Here is a 15,995-nt window from a genome sequence, read left to right as displayed (position 1 = left end):
CGGAGCAGCGGGAGCGCCACCGCGGCGTCAGCGCGGTGCGTGGTGCTTCTGCTGCGCCGCGAGAAGTCCTTCACCGACGAGGAGCTCGACCGCATCGGCGGCATCATCGACGAGGATCGGCAGGTTCGGCCGTTCCTCTTTGCCGAAGGGTGAGAGCACCCAGTCAGCGGGATCCTGGCGGCCGACAGGTCGACCGATCCCCACGCGCACACGGGGGAACTCCGCTGTTCCGAGCGCCCGAGCGACGTCCCGCACCCCGTTATGGCCGCCGTGCCCCCCGCCGATCTTGAGCTTGACCGTGTCGAAGGGGATGTCGAGTTCGTCGTGCACGACGACGACCTGTTCTGCGGGCACCGAGTAGAAGCGCGCCAATGCCGCGACCGGGGTGCCCGAGACGTTCATGAAGGTGTTCGGCTTGGCCAGGACGAGCTTGTCCGAGCCAGGACGCAGCCACGTCTCGACGACGCGCGCTCCCCCCTTGTGCTCCCGGAACGCCTCGCTGCGTCGCGAGGCCAGCTCATCGACCACCATCTGACCGATGTTGTGCCGGGTGGTCTCATATCGCGGGCCCGGGTTGCCGAGTCCCACCACGAGCCAGGTCGATGCCATGTCGTCGTCCTCTCCCCGCCCGGTGCGAGCCCCGGTCAGGATACGACAGAGGGGACGCGATCGGATCGCGTCCCCTCTGTGATGAATCAGTCGGAGATCACTCCGCGGCAGCCTCTTCGGCAGCCTCGGCGGCCTCGGTGCTCTCGCCCTCGGCGTCATCCTCGGTGGGTGCGGCCGGGACGGAGATCGCGACGACGAGGACCTCGGGGTCGGAGAGCAGCGTGGAGCCCTTGGGGAGCTTCACGTCGGCGCCGGTGATGTGCGCGCCCTCTTCCAGTCCCTCGACCGAGACCTCGATGTTCTGCGGGATGTGCGTGGCCTCGGCCTCGATCGAGAGCGTGGTCGCGTCGAGGTTCACGATGGTGCCGGAAGCCGACTCACCGGTGACGATGATCGGCACGTCGATCGCGACCTTCTCGCCCTTCTTCACGACGAGCAGGTCGATGTGCTCGATGATCTGGTGTACCGGGTCGCGCTGGACATCCTTGACGAGGGCGAGCTGGCTCTTGCCCTCGATGTCGAGCTCGAGCAGCGCGTTGGCGCGGCGGATGATGAGCGAGACCTGGTGGCCCGGCAGCGCGACGTGCACCGGTTCGGTGCCGTGGCCGTAGATGACGGCGGGGATCTTGCCGGCGGCGCGGAGGCGGCGGGCGAAGCCCTTGCCGAAGCTCTCGCGGAGCTCGGCCTGGACCTTGGTGTCTTCAGACATGGGGTTCTCCTTCGGGGCACGCAGCGAAGGCGCCGCGCGGTGGTCTTGGAATTGTCGAACTCGCTGACGCAGGAGGAAAGCCACCGGGCTTGCTTCGCCGCGTCGATAACGGATGAACGCGCACGCGCAGAAGCATCCCTCGCCGAGGTACAGCCTCAATGGTACCGGATGACCCGATAGGCTGAGGACACCCGGTCCTTTTCTGCAGAACACGGAGAACCCCCATGCTCGACGGCGCCTTCCTCTCGCACGCAATCCTCTGGCTGATCGGCGCCATGACCGTGTGCGCGGCCGTCACGTCGTTCATCGCACTGTTCGCCATGGGCCGCTCGAGCTACCGCAAGGACTGATCGCGGCTCAGACCGCGGCGGTTTCAGAGAGCCGACGCCTGCACCGCTTCGCGGATGAGGCGAAGCTCCTCATCCAGAGCGAGTGACGCGGACACGCGGACTCCGGCTTCGCCGTCCTGCAGCGACTCCAGGGTCTCCAGCTGGGAATCCAGCAGCGATGCGGGCATGAAGTGCTCTGCGCGCTGCGTCAGCCGCGCCTCCAGAGTGGCGCGATCCACCACCAGCTCCACGAAGAACGTGTCCGGCGACTCTTCGCGGATCGCATCCCGATAGCGACGACGCAGCGCGGAGCAGGCGATGACGATCCGGTCCTCGCCGTGGAGCGTCGCTCCGACCGTGCGAAGCCACGGCATCCGGTCGGCGTCGTCGAGCGGGATGCCGGCGGCCATCTTCTCGACGTTCGTCAGCGGATGCAGGTCATCGCCGTCGATGAAGCGCGCCCCCATGCTCTCCGCGAGCGCACTGCCGACAGTGGACTTGCCGCAGCCGCTGGGACCCATCACGACGATGCGCACACTCATATCTCCAGGCCGAAGTCGATGAGCACCTTGCAGGAGCTCGCGGGATCGGCCGCCAGCGCGAAGGCATCGTGAGCATCCTCCACCGGCAGCACCTCGCTGATGATACCGCGCACGTCGAGGCTGCCGTCGGCGAGGGCGGCGATGACGTCGTCGAACTCGTCACCGAAGCGGAACGAGCCGCGGAGCGTCAGTTCACGGGTGATCGCCGTGGCCAGGGGTGCCGGAACGTCTCCCCCGCGTTGCAGGCCGAGCAGCACGACGGTTCCGCCACGGATCGCCGCCGAGACCGCGGCCGAGAGACCGGGCACGGTGCCGCTGGACTCGACCACGACATCGGCGTGGAGCTCGGCGATCTCCGCCTCGGCCCTCGCATCGAGCGACCGGATGCCGCGCGCCTCGGCGATCTCGCGCGGACGCTGCTGCAGGTCGGTGACGGTGACGGACGCCGCCCCGCCGCGCTGGGCGACCGCGGCGACCAGCTGACCGATGGGCCCTGCGCCGATGACCACGACACGACGCCCGCGCACATCGCCGGCGCGCTGCAGGGCGTGCCAGGCGACGGCTGCGGGCTCGGCCAGCGCGGCGGTTCTCAGATCGATTCCGGCGGGCAGGGGGTGCAGCATGCGCGTGGGCATCGCGACCCGGCGTGCGAACGCTCCCTGCGTGTGCGGCAGGTGCATCGCCGAGCCGAGGTACGTCGAAGCCGGGGCGAGATTCGGCTGATCCGACGGCCAGGGCGTGCGTCCGTCGCCGTGCGCGGTGAGGGGATGCACGGCGACAGCCGTTCCGACGACGGGACCCGACCCGTCCGCCGCCGCGACGGCCACGACGCCCGCGACCTCGTGCCCCAGGACCATCGGCTCGCGCAGCACGGAGGCCCCGGCTGCACCGTGCCGGAAGTAGTGCAGGTCGGAGCCGCAGATGCCCCCGTAGGCGACGTCGACGACCGCCTCGTCGGAGCGGGGCGCGGGAGCACCGATGTCTTCGATCCGCAGATCGTCGGCGGCGTGGGCCACCACGGCGAGATTGTCCACCATGTCTCCTCCTCGGTCAGACGAACGCCGTGACCAGCTCGACTCCGGCCACCCTGATCGTCACGCGCTGGCCGGGATGCACCGGCGCCTGCGAATGCGGGGCGCCGGTCATCACGACGTCGCCGGGCCCCAGCACGGACCACGCCGCGACATACGCGAGGCAGTCTCGGATCGGCATCGGCAGCTGCCGGCTCCCGGTCCGGGCGACGAGGAGCCCGTCGACCTCGACGTCGAGGTCGACGTCGTCGATCCCCACCGCGGTATCGATCCACGGGCCGAGTGGCGTGTATCCCTCCCCCGACTTGGATTCGAAGTTGCGGGGATCGCTGTGCGCGCGGTCGGGGCTGGAGAGATCGTTCACGGCCGTGACGCCGAGCACATACTCGTGGGCATTCTGAGCCGTCAATCCGTGGGTCGCCCGGCCGATCACAACGGCGATCTCGCCCTCGGCCACCGGGGCGCCCGCATCGCGCCGCAGGGCGACCTCCGCTCCGCTTCCGATCACGGTCCGCGGGCTCTTGAGCCACGCCTGCACCGGCGAGGTGTGGTCGGGGCCGTTCTGGGCGATCCCGACGATGACGAGGGGGTCGACCGGCGCGACGACGGTTCCTTCGACGGCGTCACCCTCGTCATCCGGGGCGCGGCCCTCGGCGAACGCGAGGAACGGGTCCGAGATCGGGATGAGCCCGTGGTCCGTCTCACGCACCCACCGGGGGCCCGCGGCGGACGCGACTCCACCGAGCCGCATCAGACGACCGCCGTCATGCCGCCGTCGACGAAGAGCGTCTGGCCGTTGACGAAGTCGCTCGCCCCGCCGGCGAGGAAGAGCAGAGCGCCGACGAGGTCTCGGGTGTCGCCCCAGCGTCCGGCCGGAGTGCGTCCGCGGACCCATGCCGAGAACTCCTCATCATCGACGAGCGGCTGCGTGAGAGCGGTCGCGAAGTAACCGGGAGCGATGGCGTTGGCCTGGATGCCGTGCGGGGCGAGATCGGCGCAGAGCCCCTTCGTGAACATCACGATCGCGCCCTTGGTCGCCGAGTACGCGGCGATCGAGGGGCGCGCGAGCTGCGACTGCACGCTGCCGATCTGGATGATCTTCCCCGAGCCGCGGGCGATCATGCCGGCGGCGACACGGCGCGACAGGTGGAAGACGCTGGAGAGGTTGGTCTGCACGAGCGCATCCCAGTCCTCGTCCGCGAACTCCGCGATCGGCGCCCGGCGCTGGACACCCGCGTTGTTCACGAGGATGTCCGGCGTGCCGATGAGCTGCTCGACCTCGCGCATCCCGGCATCCACCGCCGCGGCGTCGGTCACGTCGAAGACGACGCTGTGGGCCACGGCCCCCGTGCCCTGCGTGATCTCGGCCGCGACCGCCGCGGCCTTCGCGGCATCGCGTCCGTGGACCACGACGGTCGCACCCGCTCCGGCGAGTCCCTCCGCGAGGGTCCGGCCGATGCCCTGGCTCGATCCGGTCACGAGCGCCGTGCGGCCGCTGAGGTCGAAGAGGGTGAGGCCCGCAGGCACGGCGCTCACCGTCCGACGGCCTTGATCGAGACCGTCGTGGCGAAGACGTCGTCGCCGCCCTCTTCGCGGGAGACCTTGATCGCGTCGTCGATGCGGGTGAGATCGCGGCGGAGCGTCTCCGGGGCGAGGAACGTCGAGGCGGTCGTGATGATGGCGAGCACGGCCATGTAGATCGCCAGGAGCACCCAGTTCCCGTCGCTCACCGCGATCAGGTACGCACCGAGGACACCGGCGAGGCCGCCGGCGAGCACGGCCGAGATCTCGCGAGCCATCGCGACGCCGAGGTAGCGGTGACGGTTGCCGAAGAGCTCGGGGAGCATGGCGCACTGCGGTCCGAGCATGCTGTTCACGGCGACGCCGATGCCGATCGCGATCACACCGATGGCCACGGCGTAGTTGCCGAGTGACAGCAGCCACCACGCGGGGAACGTATAGACGAGCATGAAGACGGCGCCGAACCGGTACACCGTACGGCGCCCGAAGCGGTCGGAGAGGTGTCCGGTGAACGGCACGGAGAAGACGCCGATCAGCGATCCGAGGGTGACGCCCCACGTGAGCAGGCTCTTGTCGGCACTGTCCCCGACCACCGTGACGAAGAAGGCGAGACCGAGGGTCTGGAACATGTAGGAGCCGCCGTTCTCGGCCATCCGCAGACCGATGCCGACGATGACGCCGGGGAGGCCGTGCGTGAAGATCTCCTTGATGGGGCGATCGGCGATCTGCTCGTGCTTCTCGAGCTCGACGAAGGTCGGCGTCTCGCGCAACCGCATCCGGATGAACAGGGCGAGGAGGATCAGCGCGAACGAGGCGAGGAACGGCACGCGCCATCCCCAGCTCAGCAGCTGGTCCTCGGGGAGCAGGGTGATCAGCCCGAAGACGACCGCGGCGAGCAGGGTTCCGGCCTGGATGCCGACGAACGGCAGCGCGGAGAAGAACCCGCGGCGCTTGACCGGCGCGTACTCGGCCATCAGCACCGTCGCGCCTGCCTGCTCGGCACCGGCACCGAAGCCCTGGAGGAGGCGCATCAGCACCAGCAGGATCGGGGCCCAGAGCCCAATCGCCTCGTAGGTGGGCAGCAGACCGATCGCGGTCGATGCCCCGCCCATCAGGACGATCGTGGCGACCAGGACCCACTTGCGCCCGAGCTTGTCGCCCAGGACGCCGAAGAACAGGCCTCCGAACGGTCGCGCGAGGAAGCCGACGCCGAAGGTCGCGAACGCGGCGACCGTGGCCATGGCGGGGTCGTCCTGTGGGAAGAACAGGACGTTGAAGATCAATGCCGTCGAGAGCCCGTAGAGCGCGAAGTCGAAGTACTCGAGCGCGCTGCCGATGCTGGACGCGAGCGTCGCGCGGCGCAGATTCGCCGCGTACTCCGGGTCATCGGACACTGCGCGTGCTGAGGTGCGGTGGTCGGTCACTGCCATCTCCTTCGATCGGCTTCGCCTGCGGCGTGACCCCGACTGTACCAGCCCGTTGGATTGCGTTCAACCCTTTGGACCGAGTTTCGACGCACGGAAGGACAGACCGCGCGCAGGACGCGGCAGCGCGGAACGAGTCAGCGACGAACGGCGGTGCTGAAGGGGTTCGTCAACGCCGCGGCAGCCGCGCGCAGCGCCTCGCCCACGCGCTCGATGCGCTCGTAGTCCGCCTCGGCGGCGCGGATGGCGACGCCGAGAGCCAGCGGCGGATCGGTCGGCGCCCAGCCCTCGAGCGGGACGGCGACGCCGACGATGCCGCGGAAGGACTCCTCCGCATCCAGCGCCCAGCCCCGCCGACGGGCGGTGGCGAGCACTTCCAGCAGCCCCGCCATGGTCGTCGCGCTCCGCTCCGTCAGCGACGGGAAGACCGCGGCCTCGCCGAGGAGCTCGATGACCTCGGCATCGGTCATGGCGGCGAGCAGCGCGCGCCCGGTGGCCGAGAGCGGCGCGGGGAGCCGCGAGCCCAGCGGGGTTCCCAGTCGCAGCGACCGTGACCCCTCGTGCCTGGCGAGGTAGAGCGCATCCGTGCCGTCGAGCATGGCGACCTGCACGAGCTCGGAAGCCAGCTGCGGCGAAGCCTCGCACACGCTGTAGAACTCGCGCACCTGGTTGAACTGCGCCGCGAACGCACCCCCGAGCTCGGCGGTGCGCACTCCCAGACGATAGCCCTGCGGCGTGCGGTCGACCATGCCCCCGGCCTCGAGAGCGAGGCACAGATTCGCGGTCGACGACTTCGCCAGCCCGAGTTCGCCGGCGAGTTCGGTCAGCGTCCGGGGGCCACCGGCGTCGGCGAGGAGGCCGAGCAGGCGGATGCTGCGGGTGACGGCAGGCGCGGGATCGCGCCCCTCGCGGGTGTCGTCGTCCATGGCTGCGCCTTCCGCCGTCGGTGGGGCCGCGGGTGCACGCGCACCCGCCTGCGGATCAGTAGAACTCGACCGTATCGACCACGGCGGTCAGCGGCTCGCCATCGAGCAGGCGCGCCGCGTTCTCCGCGAAGCGTCGGGCGATCCGCTCCTCCTCCTTCGAGTTGAGCGCCGCGGTGTGCGGGCTCACCAGCACGTGCGGGTGCGTCCACAGCGGCGACGCGTCGTCGAGCGGTTCCTGCTCGAAGACATCGAGAGCGGCGAAGGCGATCCGACCGTCGTCGAGAGCCGCGAGCAGGGCGGTCTCGTCGACGACCGAGCCGCGACCGACGTTGGTGATGATCGCCCCCGGCTTCACCGCAGCGAGGACGTCGGCACCGATCAGGTGATGGGTCTGGGCGGTGCCGGGCAGCGTCACCACGATCGCATCGACGTGGGCCACCGCGTCGCGCAGCTCGTCGAGCCGCACCAGGCGATCGACGCCGGCGACCGGCTCGCCCGACCTCGTCGTGCCCCACACCCTCGCACCGAGGGCATGGAAGCGACGCGCGCATTCCGCGCCGATCCCGCCGAGGCCGACGATCAACACGGTCATCTCGTCGAGCTGCCGCATCTCCCAGCGGTCGGGCCAGGTGCGGGTGCTCTGATCCGCGAGGAGGCGAGGGAGGTTCTTCGCTCCCGCCATCACGCCGAACACCGCGAACTCGGCCAGCGGCCCGCCGTGCACGCCCGCACTGGTGGTGAAGACGACCCGATCGAGGTCTGCGCGGTCGAGCCCTGCGGCCTTGACCGCCGCACCGCCGCCCGCCGCCGTCGTCATGACCCAGCGCAGTCGCGGGTTCGCCGCCACTGTGCGGGCGAGCGCCGCGGCGTCCACATCGGGGATGCCGAAGAGCACGTCGGCGGAGTCGACCAGTTCGTCGAAGGCCTGCTGCTCGCTCGCGGTGCGTGCGAAGTCCGGGTCGCCGGACCAATCAGCAGGCCCCCGCATCGGCGGGAGGAGCGAGTGATCGCGGACCACCTCGACGCGAGGCTCGAGCTCTTCGATGAGCCGGCAGAGGTCTTCGCGCAGCGGTACCGTCACGACGGCGCGCAGCTTCTTCTCGGTCCCCGTCATGCTGATCCCTTCCTCGGGAAATCTGGAATCCCTCACTTTAGCCCAGATCCATCCCGTTGGACACTGTTCTCTCCGTTGGATTGTTGCTACGGTGTGCCCATGGACATCTCATCCGTCACCGTCGGAGCCGTCGGACTCGGCGCCATGGGCCGCCCGATGGCCGACCATCTGCTCGCCGCGCACGGCCGACTGGTGATCCACGCCCGCCGCCCGCAGCCGGAACTGCTGACAGCCGGAGCCGACTGGGCGGAGACGCCGCGCGAACTCGCCTCCAGAGTAGACGTCCTCCTGATGATGCTGCCGGATCTTCCCCCGTTCGAGGCGATGCTCGACGGCCCGGATGGACTCCTCGCGGACGCCGGCGAGCTGCTCATCATGATCGGATCGACCTCGTCGGCACCGGCCGTCCGTGCGCTCGCGCAGCGCATCGGCGCGCAGACCGACGGACGGGTACGAGTCGTGGACTGCCCGGTCTCGGGCGGCGAGGACGGGGCCATCGCCGGGACCCTCTCGATCATGCTCGGCGGCGATCCCGAGGACGCGGCCCTCGCGGCCGAGGTGCTGGCCCCGTGCGGCACCCCCGTCCTGCTCGGGCCGCTCGGCGCCGGCGAGGTCGCGAAGGCCTGCAACCAGCTGGTGGTGTCCGCGACGATCCTGGCCCTCGGAGAGGCCACGGTGCTCGCCGACCGCTCCGGACTCGACCTCGATGCCCTCTGGTCACTGCTCTCCGGCGGTTATGCGGGTTCGCGACTGCTCGACAGCCGACGCGAGAAGCTCGTCACGGGCGACGACTCCCCCAGCGGCGTCGCGCAGTACATGGTGAAGGATCTCGGCTTCGCCGCCGACATCGCCGAGGCCACCGGCACCTCCCCCGTGCTCCTTCCCACCCTGCGCGCCGCGTTCGACGAGCTGGTGGCCGCGGGCCTCGGAGACCGCGACATCGCCGTGTCCCGGCGGTTCATCGCGTCGCGTGACACAGGCGAGCACTGACCTCCCGGACAGCGATACGCTGAAACCACCCCTTCTTCACCCTCGAGGAGCCTTCTGTGCCCGAAGCATCAGCGAACATCGGAGTCGTCGGACTCGCCGTCATGGGATCGAACCTCGCCCGCAACCTCGCCAGCCGCGAGGGGAACACCGTGGCGATCTTCAACCGCAGCTACGAGAAGACCCAGACGCTCCTCGACGAGCACCCCGAGGCCGGATTCGTCCCGGCCCGCACCTACCAGGAGTTCGCCGACTCGCTGCAGAAGCCGCGCACCGCGATCATCATGGTCAAGGCCGGCGGCCCGACCGACGCCGTGATCGACTCCCTGGTCGAGGTCTTCGAGCCGGGCGACATCATCGTCGACGGCGGCAACGCGTACTTCCCCGACACGATCCGTCGCGAGAAGGCGGTCCGCGAGACCGGCATCAACTTCGTCGGCGCCGGCATCTCGGGTGGCGAGGAGGGCGCCCTGCTCGGCCCGTCGATCATGCCCGGCGGCTCGGACGAGTCCTGGGTCACGCTCGGACCGATCCTGCGCTCGATCGCGGCGGTCGCCGAGGGCGAGCCGTGCGTCACGCACGTCGGCCACGACGGCGCCGGACACTTCGTGAAGATGGTGCACAACGGCATCGAGTACGCCGACATGCAGCTGATCGCCGAAGCGTACGACCTGATCCGCCGCGGCACGGGCAAGACCCCCGCGGAGATCGCGGAGATCTTCGCCGAGTGGAACCGTGGCGAGCTGGAGTCGTACCTGATCGAGATCACCGCCGAGGTGCTCCGCCAGGTGGATGCCGAGACCGGCAAGCCGCTCGTCGACGTGATCCTGGATCAGGCCGGCGCCAAGGGCACCGGCGCGTGGACGGTGCAGACCGCGCTCTCGCTCGGCGTCCCCGTCTCGGGCATCGCCGAGGCGACCTTCGCCCGCTCGCTCTCCTCGCACCCCGAGCAGCGCGCCGTCTCCCGCGACCTGCCGGGCCCGGAGGAGGAGTTCTCGGTCGAGGACACCGACGCGTTCATCGAAGACGTCCGCCTCGCCCTCTACGCCTCGAAGATCGTCGCGTACTCGCAGGGCTTCGACGAGATCCGCGCCGGCGCCGCCGAGTACGGCTGGAACATCGACCTCGGCGCGATCAGCAAGATCTGGCGCGGCGGCTGCATCATCCGCGCGCAGTTCCTCAACCGGATCGCCGACGCCTACGCCGAGACGCCGGAGCTGCCGGTCCTGCTCACCGCCCCGTACTTCACCGAGGCGATCACCCGCGCCCAGGCCGCCTGGCGCCGAGTCGTCATCGCGGCCGCCGAGGCCGGTATCCCGGCGCCGGCGTTCTCGTCGTCGCTGTCGTACTACGACGGCATCCGTGCCGACCGCCTCCCCGCCGCGCTCGTGCAGGGGCAGCGCGACTTCTTCGGCGCGCACACCTACAAGCGCATCGACAAGGAAGGCACCTTCCACACGCTGTGGTCGGGCGACCGCACCGAGATCGAGGCGGAAGACACGCACTGACGTCTCCTCACGAAGGGCCGGGCACCGCGAGGTGTCCGGCCCTTCGTGCATCACACGAGGATGTTGTGGTTGCGCCGGAAGATGTTCTGCGGATCCCACGCGGCCTTGGTCGCGCGCAGCCGCGTGAGCGCCTCCGCCGAGAACATCCCCGGAACCGCATCCGGCCGCTCGGTGTCGGCGAAGTTGCCGTACTCGGCCAGGCGACCGGCCCGGATGCCCTCGCCGTCCGCGTCGATCGCCGAACGGGTCTGCTCGTCGAGCATGCCGGGGATGTCGAACGCCCCGGCCATCACGAACCAGTTCGCCGCACGCGCCGGGAACGCCGTCTCCTCCTGCGCGACGTCGTGGAACGCGCCGCCCAGCGACCGGAGGAAGACCACCGAGGCCGGGTACGTGCGCCGGAACGCGACGAGCCGCTCGATCAGCGCGTCATCGAGCTCGGCGTAGAGCCCGTTGCCGCCGAGGAAGCCGGGAGGGGCGGGCGCGTCATCCCCCTCGGGCTGGGGCATCTCCATCAGGACCTCGAGATACGGCGGAGTCGTCACCTGCGTCTGCACGCCGGGGAGCGCGGAGATCGGCTCCCACACGGCGCGCAAGCGGTCGGGCTCCGGTGCCGCCCACACCGCGCTCAGGCGCGCTCCCGCCGGTGCGCTCGGGTCCATCGGCGGCACGTCCATGTACGTGACCGTGAGCTCACGCGGAGCGTCGCGGAGCAGATCGCGCGCGGCACGCAGCACCGCGGTCGCATCACCGTCGATCACACTCTCGGCGAAGGCGATCCCGGCCAGCGGATGCGCGGCGAAGTCGAAGCGCGTGACCACGCCGAAGTTGCCGCCGCCGCCACGCAGCGCCCAGAAGAGCTCGGGGTTCGTCTCGGAAGATGCGTCGACCACCTCGCCCGAGGCGGCGACGACCTGCGCGCCGATCAACTGGTCTGCGGCGAGACCCCAGGCCCGCACCATCCATCCGATTCCGCCGCCGAGCGTGAGCCCTCCGACGCCGACCGAAGCGGTGTCGCCGGAGCTCAGCGCGAGACCGTGTGCGGCGAGGGCCGTGGCGACATCGCCCCAGACCGCTCCTCCTCCGATGCGCACGGTCGTTCCCTCGACCTCGATGCCGGACAGGCCACCGAGTTCGAGACGGATCCCGTCGGCGGGTGCGTGCGACCACGGCCCGTGCCCGCCGGCGACGACGGTCACGGGGACGGCCTCGCGGGAGGCGCGTCTCACGACCTCGGCGACTTCGTCGACGGTCGAGGGACGGTGGACGGAAGGAACGGGAGCACCAGCGCTGTCAGCCATGGCGACATGGTAGCCAGAGCCGCCGACATCGTGCCCCCGTCCTCCGCACCGCCCTACTTCGTGATGTCCTGCACGACGCCCTTCGTCAGGCGCAGACGTCGAGTCGCCCGCCGGGCTACCGCCGAATCGTGGGTGACCACGATGATGGTGATGCCTTCCGCGCACAGGAACTGGAGCAGCGTCAGGATCTCGTCCCGCATGCTCTCGTCGAGGTTGCCGGTCGGCTCATCCGCGAGGAGCACCCGGGGGCGCTTCACGATCGCCCGCGCGATCGCCACACGCTGCTGCTGCCCGCCCGACAGTTCGGTGGGCAGGTGGTCGACGCGGTCGTCGAGACCGACGTGCGACAGCGCCGCCGCGACCCGCTTCCGCCGTTCCTCCCTGTCGAGGTGCAACGGCTCGAGCGCCATGTCGACGTTCTCCGCGGCGGTGAGCGTGGGGATCAGGTTGAACCCCTGGAAGACGAAGCCGATCTCCTCGGCACGGATGCGAGCGAGCTCCTTCGCCGACGCCGAGGACAGCTCTCGACCGTCGAGCAGGAGCGAACCGGTGGAGGGAGTGTCGAGCGCGCCCAGCAGCTGCAGCAGCGTCGACTTCCCTCCCCCGGTCGGGCCCTGGATCGTGACGAACTCGCCGGGCAGGATCTGCAGATCCACTCCGGTCAGCGCCTTCACGATGCGTCCTTTCTGCGTATAGGTGCGCGTCACTCCTGCCGCGCGGTAGAGCGGTCGATCCTGCTCCGGACCCCCTGTGGTCTCCACGATGTCTGCCATGGTCATGTGCTTCTCCTTCTCGTATGCCGCTGTGGACGGGCCGCTGTCGCCGATGCCGGACGGGATCATGCGACCGACCGCAGTGCTTCCGCCGGGCTGAGACGCGCGGCGCGCCAACCGCCGAATGCACCCGCCACGAGACCGCCGAGCACCGCGAGACCCACCGCTGCCACCAGCACCCAGGGTGTGAACGGCGCCTGCAGCACGATGTCGGCCGCCTGCGGCGTCGGCACCATCCCACCCGCGCCCCCGGTCGGGCCGGCGCCCATGCCGCCGGCGCCGGGGCCCTGACCGGCACCGCTCGCCGCGACAGTGGGCTTCAGGATGTTGATCACCACGATGCCGGCGACACCGAGGGCGAGCCCGACGGCCCCACCGATCAGGCCCTGCACCATGGACTCGCCCGCCACCTGGCGCACGACCCTGCCGTTCGACCAGCCGATCGCCTTGAGCGTGCCGAACTCCCGGGTGCGACGTCCGACGCCCGACAGGGTGAGGAGCACCGAGAGCAGCACGGCGACGGCGAGCACGATGATCGACAGCCACGTGCCGAGGTTCGTGATCAGGGCGCTCGCGTTCGAGAGTGATCCGGAGACGGTCGATGCGAGCTCGGACTGCGAGGTGATGGTCGCCTCCGGAAGCTCGTCGGCGAGCGCGGATTGCACGGCGTCGATCGACGCAGCCGAGTCGGCCTGCACGTAGACGGTGGAGATGACGTCCTCGACTCCCGCGAGGGTCTGCGCGGTGCTCAACGGCAGGTAGACGTTCGCCGCGGTGTCCGCACTGTCCGAGGTCGAGTCGAGGAGTCCGACGACCTCGACGTCGGAGCCGGCCACATCCATGGCGTCGCCGACGGAGATCTCGTTCGTCGCGGCGTATGTGCCGTCGACGAGGGCGACGAGGGCATCGCCGTCGTCCGCGTCGAATCCGCGTCCCTCGGTCACCTCGGCCGAGGCGAGCGGGCCGATCGCCGTCGCGGCGGGATCGATCCCGAGCACGGAGAACGAGTCGACGCCGAACGATCCTCCGCCACCCTGTCCGCCCTCCGAGGGCGCCTGCCCCTCTTCGGGGGCGGCTCCCTGCCCGCCGTCCTGCGGAGCGAACCCGCCGCTGGGCATCTCACCGGAGAAGGTGGAGTTCGTGAGGCTCAACGCACCGGAGGCTGCTGCGACACCCTCCGTGGATGCGACCGTGTCGAGCACCGAGGAGTCGAGCGTGCCGCGCAGGAAGTCCGTCCGCAGCATCGACTGCGCGAGAGTGGTGGTCTCACCATCGGTCTCCCCCGCGTCCGCGTCGAAGTCGAAGCGGGGCCCTCCGCCCTCGCCGGGCTCGGTGGCCGCCCCCGTCACGGTGAGATCGGTGCCGACACCGTAGACGGATTCCAGCGCCTGCGTCTGCGCATCGCGCACGCCGGTCGTCAGGGCGTTGACGACGATCACGAGGGCGATCGCGATCGCCAATCCGACCGCCACGATCAGCGTCTGCTTCTTTCGGCCGGCGAGTTCCCGCCGCAGATATGTTCCGTACATCTCTCTCCTTCCGCCGCGGCCATCGCGGGGGTGAGATCGACGTTAGGAAGCGCGCATTTGCGAGATCGAGGGACGGGTGATGAGGAACCTATGGAACGGGTGACCGGGGGTCAGGCGCCGTGCAGCGCCTCCACGAACGATCGGGCGCGAACGGCGAGCGCCGCGAGATCGCCGCCTGGAGTCGCGGCATCGCCGATGAGTGGCCCCCCGACCCCGATCCCGAACGCCCCCGCGGCCAGGTACTCGCCCACGGTGTCGACACTCACTCCGCCCACGGGGATGATCCGCGCATCGGGGAACGGATCGCGCACCGCGCGGATGAAGCCGGCTCCGAGCGCCGACGCGGGGAACAGCTTGACCGCGGCACTGCCGAGGTCGTGACCGCGCTGGATCTCCGTGGGCGTGTACACCCCGGGGAGCACGCCGATCCCCTGCGCGACCGCGTACTCGACCGAGGCGCTGAGGGTGGGCGTCACCATGAACTGCGCTCCGGCCGCTGCTGCGCGCTCCACATCGGCCTCGCTGAGCACGGTCCCGGCGCCGATCAGCGCCTCGTCCGGAGCATCCCGCACGACCTGGGCGATCGCTTCCTCGGCGTCCGGCAGGGTGAGGGCGATCTCCAGCGTCACGACGCCCGCATCGATGAGCGTGCGCGCCGCGGCCACCGTCGCATCGACGTCGGTACCCCGGAGGATCGCGACGAGCCGCGCGGTCCGCAGCCGCTCCCGGAGCTGCGCGTTGTCCACGGTGCTCACAGCGCCGCCTCCGCGATCGACCCGGCACCGTGCTGGACGGGCGCCTCACCCGCCCAGGGCCACGCCGGAATCCCGCCGACGTCGACCTGCACGCCGAGCAGCGCGCCGTCGGCCTCTCCGGGTGCTGCGAGTCCGATGCTCGCCGTCGTGATCACGAGCACCGAACCGACGAGGGCGACCGCGGTCGGTCGCTTCGCCGGGAGGGCGATCGTCTCCAGGAGTTCGCCCTCGGGCGAGTATCGACGCACTTCGGCGGCGTCCCACACCGCGACCCAGAGGTTGCCGTCGAGGTCGATGGTCATGCCGTCGGGGTTGCCGCCATCGACGCGGCACACCGTGCGGCGGTTCGACAGCGTGCCGTCGGGGGCCACGTCGAAGGCCTCGATGCTGCGGTGCGGCAGGGTGTCGATGTAATAGAGGGTGGATCCCGTCGGATCGAAGGCGAGGCCGTTCGACACGGTCACACCATCGAGGCGCGCGACGGGGATGCCGTCGGCGCCGATGCTCCACAGCGTGCAGTGGGGATCCCGCGGCATCGACTGACTGCCCACCCAGAAGCGGCCGGAGGGGTCGCCGCCGCCGTCGTTCATGTAGTCGCCCGGTGCGGCGACGTCGCCAGTGAGCGCCGTGACGACCGCGTCGTCGCCGATGTGCACCACGCGGCGATCGACACCCACCAGCCATCCGGCACCCGGCTCCGCGAGCGGGATCGGGGCTCCGATCTGCGCACCGATGACGACCGCGGTCTCGGGGATCACCCTGCCGTGCTCGAGTCGACCGCGATGCAGCGACCCGGTGGCCATGTCGATCCAGGCGAGGCCGCCGTCTCGACCGTCCCAGCGCGGCGATTCGGCCTGCACGTAACGGGCGTCGGAGAGGATCTCGACGGTTCGGGAGGGCGGGGTGTGCGACATCCGGATCATCCTTCGCTGGTAGC

At 70.3% G+C, this 15,995-nt stretch carries 17 protein-coding genes; 3 read left to right on the top strand and 14 right to left on the bottom strand.

Translation table 11 applies throughout. From position 1 onward, the window contains the following. Positions 1-27 precede the first annotated feature (27 nt). Positions 28-609: an aminoacyl-tRNA hydrolase gene (gene pth / locus ACCO44_RS09630; RefSeq protein WP_029262567.1), complete on the bottom strand. Its 582-nt coding sequence runs from the start codon at positions 607-609 to the stop codon at positions 28-30. A 97-nt stretch (positions 610-706) separates the two neighbouring features. Then, positions 707-1,318, bottom strand: a complete 612-nt coding sequence (locus ACCO44_RS09625) for a 50S ribosomal protein L25/general stress protein Ctc (protein WP_372466427.1) — start codon at positions 1,316-1,318, stop codon at positions 707-709. A gap of 224 nt (positions 1,319-1,542) precedes the next feature. Between ACCO44_RS09625 and ACCO44_RS09620 the strand changes: the two genes are divergently transcribed. Then, positions 1,543-1,668 carry a hypothetical protein gene (locus ACCO44_RS09620; protein ID WP_258134167.1) on the top strand — a complete coding sequence of 42 codons (126 nt, stop codon included), beginning with the start codon at positions 1,543-1,545 and terminating at the stop codon, positions 1,666-1,668. A gap of 23 nt (positions 1,669-1,691) precedes the next feature. Here the strand turns inward: ACCO44_RS09620 and ACCO44_RS09615 are convergent, their stop codons facing one another. The 7 genes from ACCO44_RS09615 to ACCO44_RS09585 form a co-directional block, all read right to left on the bottom strand. Next, positions 1,692-2,189 carry a gluconokinase gene (locus ACCO44_RS09615; RefSeq protein ID WP_372466426.1) on the bottom strand — a complete coding sequence of 166 codons (498 nt, stop codon included), beginning with the start codon at positions 2,187-2,189 and terminating at the stop codon, positions 1,692-1,694. Beyond that, on the bottom strand, positions 2,186-3,226 hold the full coding sequence (locus tag ACCO44_RS09610) for an alcohol dehydrogenase catalytic domain-containing protein (RefSeq protein WP_372466425.1): 1,041 nt from the start codon (positions 3,224-3,226) through the stop codon (positions 2,186-2,188). The genes ACCO44_RS09615 and ACCO44_RS09610 overlap by 4 nt, the downstream gene beginning before the upstream one ends. Positions 3,227-3,239: 13 nt before the next feature. Further along, a complete protein-coding gene (locus ACCO44_RS09605; RefSeq protein WP_372466424.1) occupies positions 3,240-3,971 on the bottom strand; it encodes a fumarylacetoacetate hydrolase family protein in 732 nt (243 codons plus the stop codon). After that, positions 3,971-4,756, bottom strand: coding sequence for an SDR family NAD(P)-dependent oxidoreductase (locus ACCO44_RS09600; protein WP_105710894.1), 786 nt, complete (start codon positions 4,754-4,756; stop codon positions 3,971-3,973). Before ACCO44_RS09600 ends, ACCO44_RS09605 begins: the two co-directional genes overlap by 1 nt. After that, positions 4,753-6,171, bottom strand: coding sequence for an MFS transporter (locus ACCO44_RS09595; protein WP_105710895.1), 1,419 nt, complete (start codon positions 6,169-6,171; stop codon positions 4,753-4,755). The genes ACCO44_RS09600 and ACCO44_RS09595 overlap by 4 nt, the downstream gene beginning before the upstream one ends. A gap of 131 nt (positions 6,172-6,302) precedes the next feature. Next, a complete protein-coding gene (locus tag ACCO44_RS09590) occupies positions 6,303-7,091 on the bottom strand; it encodes an IclR family transcriptional regulator (protein ID WP_372466423.1) in 789 nt (262 codons plus the stop codon). 55 nt (positions 7,092-7,146) lie between these two features. Beyond that, the gene (locus tag ACCO44_RS09585) at positions 7,147-8,205 is read right to left on the bottom strand and encodes a D-2-hydroxyacid dehydrogenase (RefSeq protein ID WP_262002581.1); all 1,059 of its coding nucleotides are present in this window, start codon (positions 8,203-8,205) and stop codon (positions 7,147-7,149) included. Positions 8,206-8,304: 99 nt separating this feature from the next. On the opposite strand from ACCO44_RS09585, the gene ACCO44_RS09580 reads away from it, so the two are divergent. After that, positions 8,305-9,195 carry an NAD(P)-dependent oxidoreductase gene (locus ACCO44_RS09580; protein WP_105710898.1) on the top strand — a complete coding sequence of 297 codons (891 nt, stop codon included), beginning with the start codon at positions 8,305-8,307 and terminating at the stop codon, positions 9,193-9,195. 56 nt (positions 9,196-9,251) lie between these two features. Next, positions 9,252-10,700, top strand: a complete 1,449-nt coding sequence (gndA, locus tag ACCO44_RS09575; RefSeq protein WP_105710899.1) for an NADP-dependent phosphogluconate dehydrogenase — start codon at positions 9,252-9,254, stop codon at positions 10,698-10,700. 50 nt (positions 10,701-10,750) lie between these two features. Here gndA and ACCO44_RS09570 read toward each other — a convergent pair whose 3' ends face one another. The 5 genes from ACCO44_RS09570 to ACCO44_RS09550 all read right to left on the bottom strand — a co-directional run bounded on the left by ACCO44_RS09570 (position 10,751) and on the right by ACCO44_RS09550 (position 15,972). Continuing rightward, the gene (locus tag ACCO44_RS09570; RefSeq protein ID WP_372466422.1) at positions 10,751-12,001 is read right to left on the bottom strand and encodes an FAD-binding oxidoreductase; all 1,251 of its coding nucleotides are present in this window, start codon (positions 11,999-12,001) and stop codon (positions 10,751-10,753) included. 53 nt (positions 12,002-12,054) lie between these two features. After that, positions 12,055-12,780, bottom strand: coding sequence for an ABC transporter ATP-binding protein (locus ACCO44_RS09565; RefSeq protein WP_372466421.1), 726 nt, complete (start codon positions 12,778-12,780; stop codon positions 12,055-12,057). Positions 12,781-12,839: 59 nt separating this feature from the next. Beyond that, a complete protein-coding gene (locus ACCO44_RS09560) occupies positions 12,840-14,303 on the bottom strand; it encodes an ABC transporter permease (RefSeq protein ID WP_372466420.1) in 1,464 nt (487 codons plus the stop codon). A gap of 110 nt (positions 14,304-14,413) precedes the next feature. Continuing rightward, the gene (locus ACCO44_RS09555) at positions 14,414-15,058 is read right to left on the bottom strand and encodes a bifunctional 4-hydroxy-2-oxoglutarate aldolase/2-dehydro-3-deoxy-phosphogluconate aldolase (protein WP_372466419.1); all 645 of its coding nucleotides are present in this window, start codon (positions 15,056-15,058) and stop codon (positions 14,414-14,416) included. Further along, positions 15,055-15,972, bottom strand: coding sequence for an SMP-30/gluconolactonase/LRE family protein (locus ACCO44_RS09550; RefSeq protein ID WP_372466418.1), 918 nt, complete (start codon positions 15,970-15,972; stop codon positions 15,055-15,057). Before ACCO44_RS09550 ends, ACCO44_RS09555 begins: the two co-directional genes overlap by 4 nt. Between the last annotated feature and the right edge of the window lie 23 nt (positions 15,973-15,995).

This window comes from Microbacterium maritypicum (assembly GCF_041529975.1).
Lineage (GTDB): Bacteria > Actinomycetota > Actinomycetes > Actinomycetales > Microbacteriaceae > Microbacterium.
The sequence above is the reverse complement of the archived record's forward strand: the minus strand, read 5'-3'. Positions and strand labels throughout refer to the sequence as shown.

Excerpts from the sequence above, each read along its gene's own strand:
- pth (WP_029262567.1), bottom strand. The coding sequence starts at position 609 with ATGGCATCGACCTGGCTCGTGGTGGGACTCGGCAACCCGGGCCCGCGA.
- ACCO44_RS09625 (WP_372466427.1), bottom strand. The coding sequence starts at position 1,318 with ATGTCTGAAGACACCAAGGTCCAGGCCGAGCTCCGCGAGAGCTTCGGC.
- ACCO44_RS09620 (WP_258134167.1), top strand. The coding sequence starts at position 1,543 with ATGCTCGACGGCGCCTTCCTCTCGCACGCAATCCTCTGGCTGATCGGC.
- ACCO44_RS09615 (WP_372466426.1), bottom strand. The coding sequence starts at position 2,189 with ATGAGTGTGCGCATCGTCGTGATGGGTCCCAGCGGCTGCGGCAAGTCC.
- ACCO44_RS09610 (WP_372466425.1), bottom strand. The coding sequence starts at position 3,226 with ATGGTGGACAATCTCGCCGTGGTGGCCCACGCCGCCGACGATCTGCGG.
- ACCO44_RS09605 (WP_372466424.1), bottom strand. The coding sequence starts at position 3,971 with ATGCGGCTCGGTGGAGTCGCGTCCGCCGCGGGCCCCCGGTGGGTGCGT.
- ACCO44_RS09595 (WP_105710895.1), bottom strand. The coding sequence starts at position 6,171 with ATGGCAGTGACCGACCACCGCACCTCAGCACGCGCAGTGTCCGATGAC.
- ACCO44_RS09590 (WP_372466423.1), bottom strand. The coding sequence starts at position 7,091 with ATGGACGACGACACCCGCGAGGGGCGCGATCCCGCGCCTGCCGTCACC.
- ACCO44_RS09585 (WP_262002581.1), bottom strand. The coding sequence starts at position 8,205 with ATGACGGGGACCGAGAAGAAGCTGCGCGCCGTCGTGACGGTACCGCTG.
- ACCO44_RS09580 (WP_105710898.1), top strand. The coding sequence starts at position 8,305 with ATGGACATCTCATCCGTCACCGTCGGAGCCGTCGGACTCGGCGCCATG.
- ACCO44_RS09570 (WP_372466422.1), bottom strand. The coding sequence starts at position 12,001 with ATGGCTGACAGCGCTGGTGCTCCCGTTCCTTCCGTCCACCGTCCCTCG.
- ACCO44_RS09565 (WP_372466421.1), bottom strand. The coding sequence starts at position 12,780 with ATGACCATGGCAGACATCGTGGAGACCACAGGGGGTCCGGAGCAGGAT.
- ACCO44_RS09560 (WP_372466420.1), bottom strand. The coding sequence starts at position 14,303 with ATGTACGGAACATATCTGCGGCGGGAACTCGCCGGCCGAAAGAAGCAG.
- ACCO44_RS09550 (WP_372466418.1), bottom strand. The coding sequence starts at position 15,972 with ATGTCGCACACCCCGCCCTCCCGAACCGTCGAGATCCTCTCCGACGCC.